General features: G+C 51.8%; 10 protein-coding genes. 1 reads left to right on the top strand and 9 read right to left on the bottom strand.

What is annotated here, in order from left to right:
- Positions 1 to 647: 647 nt before the first annotated feature.
- The 6 genes from ACTHRH_RS07020 to ACTHRH_RS06995 all read right to left on the bottom strand — a co-directional run bounded on the left by ACTHRH_RS07020 (position 648) and on the right by ACTHRH_RS06995 (position 10,323).
- A complete protein-coding gene (locus ACTHRH_RS07020; protein ID WP_440414762.1) occupies positions 648 to 3,005 on the bottom strand; it encodes a helix-turn-helix domain-containing protein in 2,358 nt (785 codons plus the stop codon).
- A 193-nt stretch (positions 3,006 to 3,198) separates the two neighbouring features.
- On the bottom strand, positions 3,199 to 4,086 hold the full coding sequence (locus ACTHRH_RS07015; protein WP_225312572.1) for a carbohydrate ABC transporter permease: 888 nt from the start codon (positions 4,084 to 4,086) through the stop codon (positions 3,199 to 3,201).
- 16 nt (positions 4,087 to 4,102) lie between these two features.
- Positions 4,103 to 5,029, bottom strand: coding sequence for an ABC transporter permease (locus tag ACTHRH_RS07010; protein ID WP_144936414.1), 927 nt, complete (start codon positions 5,027 to 5,029; stop codon positions 4,103 to 4,105).
- A gap of 242 nt (positions 5,030 to 5,271) precedes the next feature.
- A complete protein-coding gene (locus tag ACTHRH_RS07005) occupies positions 5,272 to 6,906 on the bottom strand; it encodes an extracellular solute-binding protein (RefSeq protein WP_144936382.1) in 1,635 nt (544 codons plus the stop codon).
- A 143-nt stretch (positions 6,907 to 7,049) separates the two neighbouring features.
- Positions 7,050 to 8,945 carry a discoidin domain-containing protein gene (locus tag ACTHRH_RS07000; RefSeq protein ID WP_144936379.1) on the bottom strand — a complete coding sequence of 632 codons (1,896 nt, stop codon included), beginning with the start codon at positions 8,943 to 8,945 and terminating at the stop codon, positions 7,050 to 7,052.
- Between the two features lie 886 nt (positions 8,946 to 9,831).
- Positions 9,832 to 10,323, bottom strand: coding sequence for a hypothetical protein (locus tag ACTHRH_RS06995; protein ID WP_144936376.1), 492 nt, complete (start codon positions 10,321 to 10,323; stop codon positions 9,832 to 9,834).
- A 523-nt stretch (positions 10,324 to 10,846) separates the two neighbouring features.
- On the opposite strand from ACTHRH_RS06995, the gene ACTHRH_RS06990 reads away from it, so the two are divergent.
- A complete protein-coding gene (locus ACTHRH_RS06990; protein WP_144936373.1) occupies positions 10,847 to 11,821 on the top strand; it encodes a DUF2167 domain-containing protein in 975 nt (324 codons plus the stop codon).
- Positions 11,822 to 11,913: 92 nt separating this feature from the next.
- On the opposite strand, the gene ACTHRH_RS06985 is transcribed toward ACTHRH_RS06990, so the two are convergent.
- From ACTHRH_RS06985 to ACTHRH_RS06975, 3 genes are all read right to left on the bottom strand, one after another.
- Entirely contained in the window at positions 11,914 to 13,122 is a 1,209-nt protein-coding gene (locus ACTHRH_RS06985) for a glycoside hydrolase family 88 protein (RefSeq protein ID WP_440414759.1), read from the bottom strand.
- A gap of 3 nt (positions 13,123 to 13,125) precedes the next feature.
- Entirely contained in the window at positions 13,126 to 14,388 is a 1,263-nt protein-coding gene (locus ACTHRH_RS06980) for an alpha-L-fucosidase (protein ID WP_440414757.1), read from the bottom strand.
- A 114-nt stretch (positions 14,389 to 14,502) separates the two neighbouring features.
- Positions 14,503 to 16,230, bottom strand: a complete 1,728-nt coding sequence (locus tag ACTHRH_RS06975; protein WP_440414755.1) for an alpha-L-fucosidase — start codon at positions 16,228 to 16,230, stop codon at positions 14,503 to 14,505.
- Between the last annotated feature and the right edge of the window lie 34 nt (positions 16,231 to 16,264).

Raw genomic sequence — 16,264 nt, 5'->3', positions numbered from 1 at the left:
TCATACTGGTCGCCTCCCTAAGAAATACAATAATATATTGTAGGGTAGGACTCCAGTTTCGTTAGGGGGCCGTGGAGCTTTCGCCGCCTTTTCTCCGGAGTGGTCCAAATCGAGCCAAAATTGATGTATTATCGCAGGAATTTTGTCCGCTCTAATGCATCTAAGCCTAATCAAGATCACCCCCGCCTGGACCAGCGTCTAAACCAACGCCAAAAGCGATCTTCCCTTCCTGCCCCTCCTTCAAAAATACGTTACTTTGCCGTGAACCCCTCGCAACTCCACAACGTGACGGGTGGCCTTCGAAGTTTATTCTGTCCGCACCTGCCCGGACCCGCGTCTAAACCAACGTCAAAAGCGGTCTCCCCTTCCTGCCCCTCCTTCAAAAAATACGTTACTTTGCCGTGTACCCCGCAACTCTTCCACAACGTGACCGATGGGCTTCGATGGAGCCCCGGGAAATCCCCCACGATAGTGACGCATGCCTTCGAAGCTTACTCCAAATACTTTGCAGAGTGCCCCAATGCCAAAAAAGGACAGCCGTCAATCACAGCTGTCCCTCGTGCTCACCCTGCTCCGGATTCGTTATGACTAATTTTAACATATGCGTCCGTCCATGAATGTCGAATTTTGTCAGCGATCCTCAGTAATTATTGGGGCAGCGATAGCCGGCCGGCCTGGATCAGATTCCGGTACTGAATGGGAGTCACTCCTTCGAGCTTTTTGAACTTGCGGATAAAATTGGTCGGATCAATATAACCGACCCGCTCTATAATCTCCCCCAAATTCATATCGGTCGTCCTCAGGAGCTCCTTCGCCTTCTCCATCCGGATTTGGTCGATATAGCGCATCAAGGAATCCCCGGTTTGGTTTTTGAAGAAGCGGGTCAGATAGGATGGGGAAAATCCGAATTCCCCAGCAATCTGCTCCAGGTTGATGGTATTATCATGATAATGCCGGTCCACATAGGCGACCAATTGATCTAACAAGGCTATATTTTTGCTTTCCTTATGCCGCTCCACGTACTCGCATACCCGGTCGCAGAATTCGATCATTTTATGCTCCAGCGCCTCTACCGTTTCAAACCGGGACACGAAAAAACGCTCCATCGCCAGATCCGCTGCCTCGATTTTCATATCCATTTCCAGCAAGGTTTTCATGACCGTGTTGATCATATCGAAGCCTATAAACTCGACCTTCTCAATCGATATAGGCTGGTTGACCATGCTGCTCATCATATCCCGGATGACGGTCTGGACCTCATCGCTATTCCCCTGCTTAATCGCTTTGACAAGAAGCTTCTCCGACTCCAACGGATACCAGATGATGCTTTCCTTCGACTTCTCGACTTCGCTATAGCAGATGACCTGATTGCCTCCCTTGACCAGCCGGCATCGGGCCGCATGGTCCGCCTGCGTCAAAGATTGCGGAAGCTTGGTGATATTATTGAACATCCCGCCGATTCCAACCGTGACGCCAACCTGGTAGTGCTGATTGGCAAACAGCCTTACCTTCGTCCCCAGGTCGGCCAAATCGTTAAGCTCGTCCAAGCCTTCGCGGATATTGAGCAGGATGACGATGCCCCGCCCTTCCTTGTATTCCGCCCCCCATCCGGCGCCCAGCCTTTGGGACAAATTCTCGGCCATCTGGATCAAGCTGTACTTGATTATATCCTGCATAGGCTTTGTATTCTCTCCGACAAACCGGTCGTAATTATCAATCAGCAGCAGCATAACGGCATAATGAGGGTACTCCGCAGGCCAATCCAGAGCTTCCCGGATTTCATCCCATTCTTCGGTGCTTTTCACCTTGCCCTCTACAAGTGACAGAACATAACTCGCCTTTAACAAACTGGCTTGGCTGTTCAGCTTCTCCAGCAGCCCTTGGTTCTCCCGGGTCACCTCGCCGATCGCTTTCGAAATCAGGCTGATTTCATCGGTTTTCCTCGGCCATTCCTTGATGATTCGTCTGTCGGCCAGCCCGCCGGCCAGCTTGAGAAGAGGCCGGTAATTCCGGATCGAGAAAGCAAGGGCCAGCAGCAAGCCCAGCAACAGGACAGCGACCACCGTGTAGTGAAAAATAGTGCGGGTTTCATTCACCTTCCCCAAAAATTGATCCGTCGGCATAACCGTAATATAGGACCAGCCATTGGTTTCGGATTTCAGTTGAACCATGGAGTAATCCGTTCGATTGACGGATACCGACTGGATGGCCTCACCGGATTCCGAAGGCGGGAACGCTTCGAGAATGCTGCCCGCCTGCTCTTCCGAAATGTTGGACAGCACTTTCGTTACGGGTCTGCCGTTCTCGTCCAGTATGAATGTAAATCCGCTGTAATCCTTGAGAACCTTGCTGATCATCGAATTCAATTCGTCTTCCTTGATGATAAACAGAACAACCCCATACCCTCGGCTGGCATCGACCGACAACGGATGCAGATAAAGCACATAACCGGAGGAAGGCGCCCCTCCGGCGGCCGCTTGCTCCACGGAACGGATCACGGGCTTCTCCAGGGAAGACAAGGTGGAGACGAACTCCTCCTTGCCCCACTGGCTAAACGGGTAGGCGAATCTAAAGAAATAATCGATGCTGTGAATGCCGCTTGCCGCATACATCGTGGAGGCCTGCCCATCTCCATAGTACAGAACGACTTCATGAACAAAGTCATTGGCCGACCGGTATTTTTTCAAATCCTGAACCGCCTGATAAGTTCCGTAACCGCCTTCGGCAACCATGAATGGGGTCAGCAGGGGATTGGCGGCAATTTGCAGAGCCATCCGGTTCATTTCACTCGTTCTTGTGTCCATCGCCTCTTTAATTTGGGTCAAGGTCGCAATGACCGAGCCCTCGACTTCCTCCCGCAGCACCGAAATAAAGGAACCGTATATGACGCTGCCGACGATAACCAGCAGCATCACGATCAGTAATATATAAGAAAACAAATACTGATAGAAGCGTCCGGACCATGAGGGCACGCGAAATATCCGTTTCAGAACCGCTCGCATCATGAGCGCTTTCCCCCTTTTTGCAGCCTGATATTGGTCTTCTGTTGACTAAGGTTATAGATGAGAGCAGGGATGGCCTAAAAACTTTTTACCAGATTATGTAAGCGTATACACATGTAAAAACACGGGCTACAACAGGTATAATACACCACGAATTTGTAACCCATGTCAATTTTATGTTTAGATTTCGTTAAGATTAGCCTTTTAGTGATCCTATGAAAATCCCTTTGACGAAATATCGCTGCAGGAACGGGTACAGCACAAGCACCGGCAGATTGGCGGCAATCACGACGGCATACTTGATCGATTCGGCTTCCATCAGCTTCTTGGCCATGCCCTCCTGTGCACCGATATCCACCATTTGCGCGGTCTGGCCCTGGATGAGAATTTCCCGCAGAATGATTTGCAGAGGGAACTTGTCTCTTTCCGTCAAATAAACCAGCGCGTTGAAGAAGGCGTTCCAATGCCCGACTGCGTAGAACAAGACCATAACGGCCAGAATCGGGGTCGAAAGGGGCAGTACGATTTTAAATAATATTTTGATGTTGGAGCAGCCGTCGATCTGGGCGGCCTCCTGGATTTCGTGAGGCAGGCTCTGCTGAAAGAACGTCCGCATAATGATGATATTCCATACGGACACCGCATTGGGAATCACCATGGCCCAGATCGTATTGATCATCCCCAGGTCTTTCACCAGCAAATAAGTTGGAATCATTCCCCCGCTAAAAAACATCGTAAACACCAGAAACGCCATCACGCTGTTGCGGCCATACAAATCTCTTCTGGATAACGGGTAAGCGGCCAGCACAGTCATCACCAGGTTGATCGCCGTTCCCAGAACCGTGTAGAGAAGCGTATTTCCGTATCCTTGCAAAATATCTTTATTCGCGAACACTTTCTCATATCCGACGAGTGTCAGGCCTTGCGGCCATAACCATACCTTGCCGTTTAAAACGGCCATCGGGTCGCTGATCGAAGCCATGGCCACGAACCATAACGGGTACAGCACGACAATGAGTACCACTGCCAGCATGAACCCGTTGATGAGCCCGAACAGCCTGTCTCCCCATGATTCTCTGTCCAATACTGCTCTTCCCTCCTTACCACAAGCTCGTTTCACTCACTCTTCTGGACAGGTAATTGACCGAAACCAGCAGAATGAAATTGACTATCGCATTGAACAGGTCTACCGCTGCGGAGAAGCTGTACTGCGCCTCCAATATCCCGCTCCGATAAACATAAGTCGATAGCACGTCCGAAGCTTCCATATTCAAATCGTTCTGCATCAGAAGCACCTTCTCGAACCCGACTCCCATCAAATTTCCCACGTTCAGAATAAGCAGGATGACGATGGTCGGCATAATGCCCGGAAGGTTGATATGCCAAATTCTCTGCAGCCGGCTGGCCCCATCCACCTTGGCGGCTTCATGCAGCTGAGGATCGATGCCGGTCAGAGCGGCCAGATAAATAATAGAGCTCCAGCCCATATTCTGCCATACGCCCGATAACACAAAAATTGATTTAAACCACCCTGGCTCGGTCATGAACGAAACCGGTTCCAATCCGAACAGTTTGATTAACTGATTGATCAGTCCGCTGCCCGGAGACAGGAAAATAAATACCATCCCCACCATGACGACGGTAGACAGAAAATGCGGCGCGTAGGTAACAGTCTGTACCGTCTTGCGGAACCATGCAGCCCTTACTTCATTAATCATCAAGGCGAGAATAATGGGAACCGGAAAGCCTACCACCAGCTCGTAAATTCCGATGCCAAGCGTATTCTTGATGAGACGCCAGAAGTAATAGCTGTTGAATAATCTTTCGAAATGATCCCACCCGACCCAGGGGCTGTCCCAAATCCCTTTGGCCGCCATAAAATCTTTAAAAGCAATTTGCACGCCATACATAGGAACATATTTAAAAATGACGAAGTAGGCGATCACCGGAAGGAGCAGCAAATAAAGCTCCCAATTTCTCCAGACCGACCGGATCGCAGGATGCCGGCGGTGTTTCCGCGGAGGCATGGAGTTAGCCGTCTTGCGGATATTCGAATGCGTATAGGCCAATGACTCGTTCTCCTCCTATATATTTTCGTAGAAAACTATCCCCAAAGGTTTCAGGTTTCCACCCTTGCCCCCTAACCCGGTTCCCTTGACCATACGGACATCAAAGGAACCGATAAGTAGTTATAGGGGCCGCCCGGTGCTTGTCCATTGGCACTTAGCGTCCGGACAGGGCGGCCGGAAAGTCTTGGTTCAGGTCAGGATTAGCCGTTCTTGTATCTCTCATAGGCCGACTGATAAATTTTCATATACTCCTCTAGCCCCATCTTCTTGATGGTCTGTACATATTCATCCCATTCGGACAGAGGCTTGGCTCCGGTAATGAACTTGGCCCGCATCTCCGTCACATAAGTCCCGATATCCGAGCTCAAGCCCGCCATTCGGCTGTTTTCCTCCGAGGTGAAGGAGAAGGGCGGCCATACTTCGCTGCCGGCATAGGGCTCCAGCAGCTTGGCTGTCTCCATGGAGGTCGGCAGGCTCTCTCCCCCTTTGAAATACTGCTCGGAGATGATTCCCGGGGTTCCGCCTCCCGGCCAAATCAAATATTGCGAGACCGCCTCGTCCAGCGACAAGCCTCCCGGATGATTGGAGATTTCGTCCAGATATTCCGCCTTGCCGTCCGCCCCTTCTTTGTAGGTCACTCCCTCGAAGCCCATGAAGAACATCTTGCTGCCTTCCTCCCCGAAGAAGTGGTCGATCCAACGCATCGTCGCTTCAGGATGCTCATTCTTGTTCGTGATAACGAAGGTTCCCAGCGTAACCAGAGAGGAATTTTTGACGACCGTCTTATCGCCATGCGGTCCCTCCAGCGCCGGCGCTCCTTCAAATTGCTTGAGGTTCGCCCAGCCTACGGGGTCCCAGCCGATATAGGATCCGTACCGGCCCGACTGCATTCTCGCCAGAAACTCCGCGGAATTCATCGTGAAGATATCCGGGTCAATCAGCTTCTCCTGATATAATTTTTGAACATATTCCAGCATCTCTCTATAGTTGTCGTCGATGGGGAAGAAGCGCAATTCGTCCGTCTGCGGATTCACGTCCACATAAGAATGGCGCGACCCTCTGTTCTGCAAGCCCCAAGGGCCGTAAAACCATTTGATCAAATAATTGATGCTCTCGGACCCGAGCGGAATCTCGTCGTCCTCCCCGTTTCCGTTCAAATCCTGCCCCTTCATGGCTTTGAGAAATGAATACAGCTCCTCGGTCGTTTCGGGCTTCTGCAATCCCAGCTTGTCCGTCCACTCTCGATTAATCCAAGACTTCGGGTTAATCAGTACCGAGGTGAAGCCCGGATCATACACTCTCGGGATCGAGTAGATATTGCCGTCAGGCATCGTCAGCCCCTTCTTGATGTCCGGATTTTCGTCCAGCAGCTTTTTGATATTGGGGGCATATTCCTCTATCAGCTCGTTAAGCTTGATAAAGACACCCTGCTCTCCATATTTCATTACATCTTTATCCGACAACAGCGCCGCGTAGAAAGCATCGGGGAGGTCTCCCCCTGCCAGAATCAGATTCCGCTTCTCGCTTAAAATCTCTTTATTAATCATCTGCCATTCGACATCGATGCCGGTCATCTTCTCATATTCGTTAAACAGCATAATGTCATTCCAGTCCGGGCCGTTCGCCGTAGCCTTGCCCGCTACGATATTGAGCTTGATCGGCTCGTTCACGATTGGAAACCCGGTCTTGTTAACAGCGGCACCTGTGCTTTCCTGTTCCGAAGGGCCCTCCCCCTTCTTCTGGCCGGCTGCTCCGCCACCGCTTTGACATGCAGACGTTAATAACAGGACCGCCGCCATGGACAGCGACATCCAGCCTGCTCTTTTCCCCCTCATTCCTATCCTCTCCTTCTCAAAATTCATCCGGCCGGCCGTTGGCCAGCCCGTTAGCTTCGTTACGTAATTCACTGTGTTTTTCTTCCGCAATCCGGCTTTATCCGCGGCTCTTTATACTTGCTGCCGCCCACGCGCCCAGACCCTTATTCACCAGCATTCACAACGGATTCCTGCACTTTACCCGGTTCATAACGGACACGGATCTCTGCCGCCGAAGCCACCCCGCCGCTCCCCTCGGTCGCTTCCAAGCGAAGATATCGGGTGCCCGGAGCGAAGAATTCGATCTTCTTCAGATAGTAATCACGATCCCATACTCCGGAAGCGACCTCGGCAAATTGGGCTCCATCAGCGCTGGCAAGCACCCGGTAACCCGTAATGATGCCATCTGGCTTGAAATCCGCGCGAGTCTGGTAGTCCAGGCCGGTAACATCGTAAACTCCTCCGAGGTCGAGAGTAATCGATTGCGGCAGAGGGTCTTTCGGAGCCCACTCTGAATGCCACATCGTCTTCAGATTCCCGTCTATCGCTTTGGAGGCTTCGTAGCCTACATGCTCGCTGGTGGAGTAGGCCGTCATTTGACTATGCGGCACATAGGACGGCTGCGGCTCCGGCGGATCGGGAAGAGTATTCGAATTCCGAATGATCAGATCGGTGATGACCGCGGCATGATCGGAATAGAAGAGGCGATCCGTCCCATGCTCCGGCAGCCGCTGATCCCGGGTATGCGAGCCGAGGATCCTCATCTCCTGCCCGTAGGCCCATATGTAATCAATGCGTCCCGGAGCCATGCCATACCCGTGGTAAGGGCTCCAGGTGCTTCCGGGATAACGGGCCGCATCCGGGTTCGCCCAGCGGTACGAGTCGATAAATCCGGCTTCCTCCATCAGCGAAGTGACCGGCCACTGCAGCACAAGCCCGGCATGGCCCGGCGCATCGGCAAACCTCTCGCTCCAGTCTGTACTGGACAGAGTGTTGAAGTCTCCGGCCAGCAGAATCGGCGAAGTATCGCCCTGCAGAAGAGTGGGAAGATTGACCGTAAGAATCTTGCGGATATGCTCTATCCGGCGGACCAAGTCCGTAGCCACAATCTCCGCATTGGTGTAAGTACGCGGAAGTCCGTACGTAATTTCGCCCACTGTGCGGTTCACATAATCCCAGGCCCAGCCCTCATGGTAGATCCAAGTATTGAATACGTTCACCTCTTGCCCGTCGGGAAGCTGTACCTTGATTCCGCCGAAATGGAAGCTGTTCATCAGTCCCGGATGCTTCATAACGGGATACTGCTTGACCACCGGAAAACGGCTGAAAATCCACAGGTTATCATTATCCGGCTGATGCACCGGCTCATTCGTTACCTGGACCGCCGTATATTGCTGATCTTCAGGCAATCCTTCATTTAGCCCCGCCAATATTTTCTCCCCGGACCGGTAGGTCTCTACAGTAAACAGAATGTCCGGATTCTCATGGCGCATCACATCAATGATCTGCTGAACGTTCTCTTCCCCGCCGGCGGACCGGCCTCCTCCCCACAAATTCCAAACCATGGCGCGCACCGGAGTGCCCAACGGTCCCTCGGTGAATTCATGAGATACTTCTACGGTTAATTCCCCATGCGGAACATGGAAGTCGGTCGAAACAGCCTGCTGCCCATCCGGATAGACTACACGCCGGGCGAGAACATCCTCGTCTTGTCGAATCGTAAAGACAACTTCATTCCCCAGCACAGCGCCTCCATCGGTAGAAGCCTGGACAGTACAGAGCTGCCCTGCGGCATGATGCGGCAGATTGACCGGAGCCTTGCTCTGGGAGTTCAATACCGCCAAGGCTTCTGTTCTGCCGTTACACACCAGCTCCAGCTTGAAGCGGGGATTGCGGGGAACCGAGTCGCCGTTTAGTTCGACGGAGAAATTGACGGTGTCCTTGCCCGGGGCTGCCCCTGCTGCCGCCAGCCCTATGGCAGAATCCGTCGCCAGCATGCTGATCATCAGGATGAACGCAAGAATGGGCATAATTATGAAATTCATTCTGTTCTTACACATTGTTCTTCCTCCTAATCCATGGATAGGTCCATTCCAATCAGTTCGGTCACCTATTCCCTCCACTATCCATCGAAGGCATGATGCTATATTTGCTCTCCTCTTTATTTCTCTTTATCATTTCATCTTTGAGATTTCTTCTTTGAGATTTCTTCTTCGACTTTTGTTCCCTAAGAACTCCGCTCCCCCTTTCATGTTTCCACCACTGTACCTTGCATCGCGTTTTTTTGTCCATCGGCAGCACGGACGCCGATATGCAATTCTTTACAATGCCCGTCATTCCTGGCATTTCGCATCTTTTTTGCGGAGCCCGCCGCTTCGATGTTTCTTTCCTCCGTTCCTCCTTGAGGCGGCGAGGGAGCATTAATATCGGAGGTGGATTTTCATCAGAGAACAGACTATGAATTGCACATATTGATTCTCTGGACCAGTCTCTCCATCACATTACCTATCGCATCAGGCAAAATAGACAAAAAAATACCGGGAACCTGAATGGCCCCCGATTCAACAATCTTTGAGCATCTTCGAACGGCTGCGAAGAAGCGATCATATAATAATCCAATAATGCACGTTAATCAGCCCTTTTACTTATAAGCGGATTTTCTCTTAAAAATTGGAAGGAACGGCCAGAAAAAAAGCAGATTAAAGTGCACCAATCGTCAAAGTATGGACATACACCTCGAGTTGCGCGAAGCTCATTTTTGCCGACGGTTTTTCTCAGTTTCCCTGGTCTTTCTCGTTTTTTTTCGGTGCCCTTTGGTTTTTCCTTGTTTTTCCCAGTTTTTCTCAAATTACACCGGAATCCCTGATTTTCCCCGGTTTATCCCCGCTTTATTACTGGTTCTCCGCTAACCTCACCCGGCCGGAATCACGCCGTTAGCCTTCCGCACTACTCTATGAAATCTTCCACTTCATCAAGTTTATAAGTGTATACCTTCTTCTCATCCACATGATAGATGGTCAATAAGCGGCTGCTTTCATCGTAATTTAGTATCCGACACGGAATCCGTCCTCTCGCTTCGCTGTTCCGGTTGACTACCAGCCAAATTAGCCGGCCGCTGGCCATCCAACCGCGAATCCGTTCCTTATTCCGGTCCTCCTCATGATGCTGTTTAGATGCCTCGGCATTCTCCGCTCCTTCAGAGATGCCGTCGGGACGGTCCGGGATAATCTCCACATCTCTTACGCCCGCATGACGAAAGAGAACATGGAGATAATCTATCGCCTGCTGTTCATCCATGTTCTCGATCGATACATGAATGTTAAATTTATGAAACTTTCCGTTCGAACCACTGCTCTTTGTCATCTGATCCCGTGATGCCTGCCCTTCTCTGGATGAATTAATAATATTTGCGGTATAGCTCTTGCTTGGCCATTCCACGGGAATTCTCCCCTTTCCGTTGCCAGCCTCATTAACCCCCATTGTTTTCCTTATTGGGGAATTTTCCCCTCTATACACAAGATCAAAGCAAACCGGATTTGTCCGCAATAGCATCCGTCCGCCTGCTCTCAGCTTAGTAGTCCCATAGACTCAATAATACCCTTAAGGCCTATTATCCATCTTCTTCCCTACTTTAGCAAGACAACATTTTCCTGTCCTTCTTTGTCGAAAAAGGTCGATTTATAATCAATTATCAAAAAAATTCAAACTCTAACTGACCAAAATAAGTGATAAAATAACATTTTTTTTGCTTTCATTACAAAAGTCCTAGAAATAAATAGTTCTCAATGACTGTCACATTCTGGTATATTTTCCCCGATAATAGAATCTAGTGTTCATTCATAAATTCTAGGTATAGAAAGGACAACGGTCTATGGCAATGGAAAGGGCATAGGACAACGGACCTGCGCCCGGTTTTTTTTTGCAAATTGGAAAACATATCAGTGGAGGGTTTAACCAGAAAATGAAGATCATTCGAAGCACACGTATTTTTTTACACCTTATTATGCTTACCTTGGTAACGACATTATGGCCGGCTGCCGCATTCGCCGAGACAAGCAGCAATGATATCGCGGCAAAGCTTTCAGCTCTGAATTGGGTGGAAGGCAGCGGGCAAACAATAGAAATGGGCGATGGCCTCGCCGAACTGAAATTGAACGAAGGTTTCCTGTTTTTGAACAGCACCGATGCCAGAAGCTATCAGACAATCACCGGCGGCATGCCGTCCAACAAAGAGATCGGGGTTGTCTTCCCGGAAGATGAGAATCAGCTATGGGCAGTGTACTTCGAGTATGAAGAAACCGGCCATATCAGTGAGAAGGAAAAAGACAAGATCGACGCTAAGAAGCTTCTAAAAAGCTATCAAGATGGCACAGAAGAGAGCAACAAGTCATTATCCGAAGAAAACCGCTTATATGTAGATGGCTGGGATACTCCCCCCTTCTATGACGAGAAAACGCACAACCTATCGTGGTCCTTGCTGGCGCGCGACGGCATGGGGAATAAGCTGATCAACTACAATTCCCGTATCCTGACTCGCGTAGGCGTAGTTTCTGTCATCCTCGTATCGGATCCCGACAATTTGGAAGCCGATCGCAAAGTGATGGAAGAGCAGGTGCTTTCCGCATTCTCGCTGAAGGAAGGACACAGATATGACGACTTCGATCCAAGTACGGACAAAAAAGCAGAGTACGGATTGAGCGGACTCATTCTTGGAGGGGCCGGAGTTATGGCTGCCAAGAAATTAGGTCTGCTGTCAGCCCTGCTGCTGTTCCTGAAAAAATTCTGGATTGTCGTTATCGCAGGAATCGGCGCACTCTGGGGACTGTTCAAGAGATTCCTGGGCAAGAAGGAGACAGCGGAAGAAGCAGGGGGTTCATCTTCTGCAGATGCTTCCCTCGACCCTAATTCCGATCAGCGCGAAGATCGGCCATTATAAGGTAAGACAGGGGGTCCCGGCTAAGGGATCCCCTTATTGTTTCTTGCCAATAAAGCATCGGCCTCCATTGTCCCCGCCGGAAAGCCCGGCGCCTACCAGTAAAGCTTCCAATCCTTGAGCACACGTACGAGTGCCTCGAAATAATAGTAATCCCCCCAGATGCAGCACTCATCCACCCCGTTGTTTAACGGTTTGCCGTAAACGGCATGGAGGAGGATTCCGTTCGAATGGGGAGTGCTCTCCGTCGTGTAGCGCTCTGCCAGCGATTTTATAATATGAAGAGAAGCATTCTCATACAGGCGCCTGTTCTCGTTAATAACGGGAAGATGTCCGGCAAGCTCCAGCATCCCGCATACGGCTATGGCCGCAGCCGAGCTGTCCCTCTCCTCTTCTCCCTCGGTAAAAATCAGATCCCAATAGCAAACGTAATCTTCCGGAAGCCGGTTCAGGAAATAATGAGTCACTTTCTGCCCTAGATCGATGAGCGACGTATCCCCCGTATAACGGTAGCTCAGAGGAAAGCCGTAGACCGCCCAGGCCTGCCCTCGTGACCAGCACGAATCGTCGGAGTAGCCCTGCGCCGTTCTGCCGTATTTCGGCTCGCCCGTATCGACGTCCATATAGAAAGTATGATAGCTGGAGGAATCGTTCCGGATCAAATACCGGGCCGACTGCCGGACATGCCTCTCAGCCGCGCGATAATAAGCCGGACGCCCCGTTTCTTCGGAAGCCCAATAGAGCAGCGGCAGGTTCATGCAGCAATCGATAATCATCCGCCCGCGCTGCTGCGGATTATTCAGATTTCCCCATGCTTGAATGATACCGGCGGTTTCGAAATAACGCTCCATCAGCAGATCCGCCGCTTTAAGCGCGGTTTCCTTGGCCTGCCCGTTGCCTGTAAGCTTATAGGCGGCAACACAGGACAGCGAATAAATAAACCCCAGATCGTGGGTTTCGGTGCCGATCCTTTCATCGACCCGTCTGCGATACGTTTCCAGTTGGATTTCCGCTGTTCTGCGGTATTTGTCGTCCCCTGTCACCTCATAGGCAAGCCACAGCATACCCGTCCAGAATCCGGGAGTCCACTCGATATTTTCCCACGGCTCGTAGACGTTTCCCTTGCTGGCCGGGGACGGAAACCTGTCCGTAAACACGTCCAGATTGCGGTCTATTTGCGCAAGAACATAGTGGATCGCCCTTTCGACTGATGCCTGAGTCCATACGGGAGGCTCCGCATATTTGCTTCTGTCCAAAATCCCTTCATCCGCCACATGAGTTGTCAATGTCCTAATCCCCTCCATTATTTATGCCATAGAAACTTCCGCGACCCTTACGACATAATTGACTCCATAGGGATAACCGGTAGCATAGAAACGGAGCGTTCCGGCTTCCTCGTCTTGGGTGAATGACAGCTCTTCCCCGTTGTCCAGCCAACGAATGGACGCGACTTTCCGCTTCAGGCCGGTGAATGTTTTCTCCCCGGCCCCGCCCCCGTTAACGGTTACATTTGCGTGGCCGCTGATTTTAAGATGGTAAATGAACAGGTAGAGCTTCCCGTCGGGGGTCTCCAATACGAAATGATCGCCTTCCCCCTGTACATCGCTGGGCTTGCCTTCATAGATCGGCTTGCCGAATACGTTCAGCCAGTCTCCGATCATCTCGAGCATCGCTTGTTGAATCGGAAGAATGGCCCCCTCGGCGGTCGGGCCGACATTGAGTAAATAATTCGCTCCCACTTTGCGGCATGCGCACAGGTTCTCGATAAGTGCCGGCACCGACTTGTACATGAAATCGGCTCGGCCGATTCCCCAATGATCGTTGATCGTCTCGCACATTTCGGCAGCCACATACTTGCTCATTCCTCTGCGGTCCATCGGCTTCGGGCGCCCCTGCTCATAGGTGACGCTGTCGATCTCGGGATGCCCTACCTCGCCCCTATGCTCCAGTCCCGTGTTGTTGATGATCATCGCTTCCGGCTGCAGCCTGCGAATCATTCCGTACAGCCGGTCCAGCTTCCAGTCCGCATCGGGTCTGTCCCAATTCCCGTCAAACCAGAGGCCGCCTATGGGCCCGTAATGGGTACACAGAACTTCCACCGACCGGTACAGATAATCCAAATAAGCGTCAAAATCTAACTTATAGCTCTCCTGATGCCAATCGAGCGTCGTATGGTAGAAGACCGGCAGCAGCCCCTCTTCCCGGCAGGCGTGGACGAATTCGGCAATCAGATCGCGCTTGGCGGCGCTGTGGGGAGCATCATACTCGCTCAACCCCCGGGTATCATACAGAGAGAAGCCGTCGTGATGCCGGGTCGTGATCGTAATATAATTCATCCCGGCGCTTTTGGCCGTTCGTGCAATCTCCCGCGCATCAAATTCGGAGGCGGTAAAGCTCTCCTTCAGTTTCGCATATTCCGCTCCGGGAATGCCGCCGATCTTTTGAATCCATTCGCCCTGCCCGAGCTGGGAATACAATCCCCAGTGAATGAACATGCCGAAGCCCAGCTTCTCGAATCGCTCCACTCTCGGCTCCGGTACCGGAACCGCTTTCTCGCCCATTCCATCCATTCAAGCTCATTCCTTTCCTTGGATTTCCCCCTATTCTAGCATAAGCATCCGTACAAGCCATTGATGATTCCCTGCGGATAAAAAGATACCCGGATTTAACCCGTTTAAATCCCCTTATATCCGAACAAGCATGACCGAGCGCAGCTTCACCGGATCCGCCTGCCATATCTCGGTGAATTTCGAATGGCGCTCTTTGATCAAGGCCGATTTCAGCGTTAACGAATAGAGGCCCGGCCGAGGAATCTCCACTTCTCCCATTACGGAATGGACCTCCGAATAAGGGTGCTGGCAAGCCGGAGAATCCGTGATGATCCGGTCCTCCTTCGGAATGCCGACGAACGGCCGATCGTTCATGACAAGCTCCACTCCAGCCTTGAATCCTTCCTCCAGCACGGCATCTGTCCGCCTGAAGCTGACCAGCGACAACCGATAGGTTCCCGGCTGCGGAACCATAACGCTCCATTCAGCATTCCTCACCGGACCACCGCCTTCGAAACCTGCTATTACATACCCTTCCGTCAGGCGGCCGGACGGGATATCCATTTTGAGACTTCCGGAAGGCAGTACCGTAAATCCGCTGTCGATGTCGTTCTCTCCCTCCAGCTCAAGAACGACAACGGAAACATACGAATCCGGCGCTTGCGCGGGAAGGCCGATCGCAAGCGTATGAAGCTGCAGGCCATCGTCGAAGGTCTGCTCCGTCTCCAAGGCCCGCTTCCCGGGGTCGGCCAGCAGATACGCATGGCTCACCCGGTTGCGCACGCCTCTTAGCACGAGCTTGCCTGTCTTCGGCCACTTGTCATTGTGGATGTGCAGATACAGCTTCCCAGGCTTGGCCGTAATCGCTCCCCAATCGAATTCATACGGAAACGGACTGGCCGATGCCGCATAGATCGCCTCCGCATTCCGGCCGGTCCATTCTCCCAGCTCCTTCAGCCGCTCCACCGACTCTCCGGGAATCGTCCCCTCCGGAGACGGCCCCACGTTGAGAAGCAGGTTGCCTCCCTTGCTAACGATATGGACCAACTTGCGAACAAGCGACTCCGTCGTCTTCCACACCTGGTCCTTCGGGCTGAACCCCCAGGTCCGGTTCAGAGTCATCGGCGTTTCCCACGGCCGCTCATCCTCGCCATACATCGGAGTCTCATTATCTCCCTTGGACTGGTAATCGCCCATTCCCTTGAAATGGCTCACCCGGCTGTTAACCAGACATTCCGGCTGCAGGCTGCGCACATGAGCGACCATGTCTTCGCTGTCATCCTTGGACAAACCGCCCGCCGTATCGAACCAGAGGAGTCCGACGGGTCCATACTGCGTCAGCAGCTCCCGGATTTGCGGCTTCGCCAGACTGTTCCAATATATGGGGAAATCCTTCTCTTCCATCCGGTAATCCCAAGTATTGTTCGCCGCGTTATGCACCGAATGCGGATGATGCCAATCGATGACATGCGAGTAGTAGAAGCACAACCGAATGCCTTCCTCAAGGCAAGCCTCGGCCAGCTCTTTCATCGGATCCCGCTTGAACGGAGTGGCATCGACGATATTGAACGGCTCGACAGAGGAAGAATACATTGCAAAACCGTCGTGATGCTTGGCCGTTATGACGATATACTTCATTCCCGCTTCCTTGGCGATCCGCACCCATTCCCGTGCATCAAACCGTACCGGGTTGAACTGCCCGGCAAGCTTCTCGTACTCTTTCACGGGTATTTTCTCGCTGTACATCTGCCACTCGCCTTGTCCGGGGATGGCGTATAACCCCCAATGAACGAACATTCCGAATTTCGCTTCCGTCCACCACTTCATACGCTGTGCTTGCTTAACCTCCGTTGAGTTCGACAATGGCCTCCGTCCTTTCTCCCTTAACTATCTTTCG

This window comes from Paenibacillus sp. SAFN-117, assembly GCF_051966115.1.
Taxonomy (GTDB): domain Bacteria; phylum Bacillota; class Bacilli; order Paenibacillales; family NBRC-103111; genus Paenibacillus_L; species Paenibacillus_L residui.
This window is presented reverse-complemented; position numbering and strand designations above follow the sequence as displayed.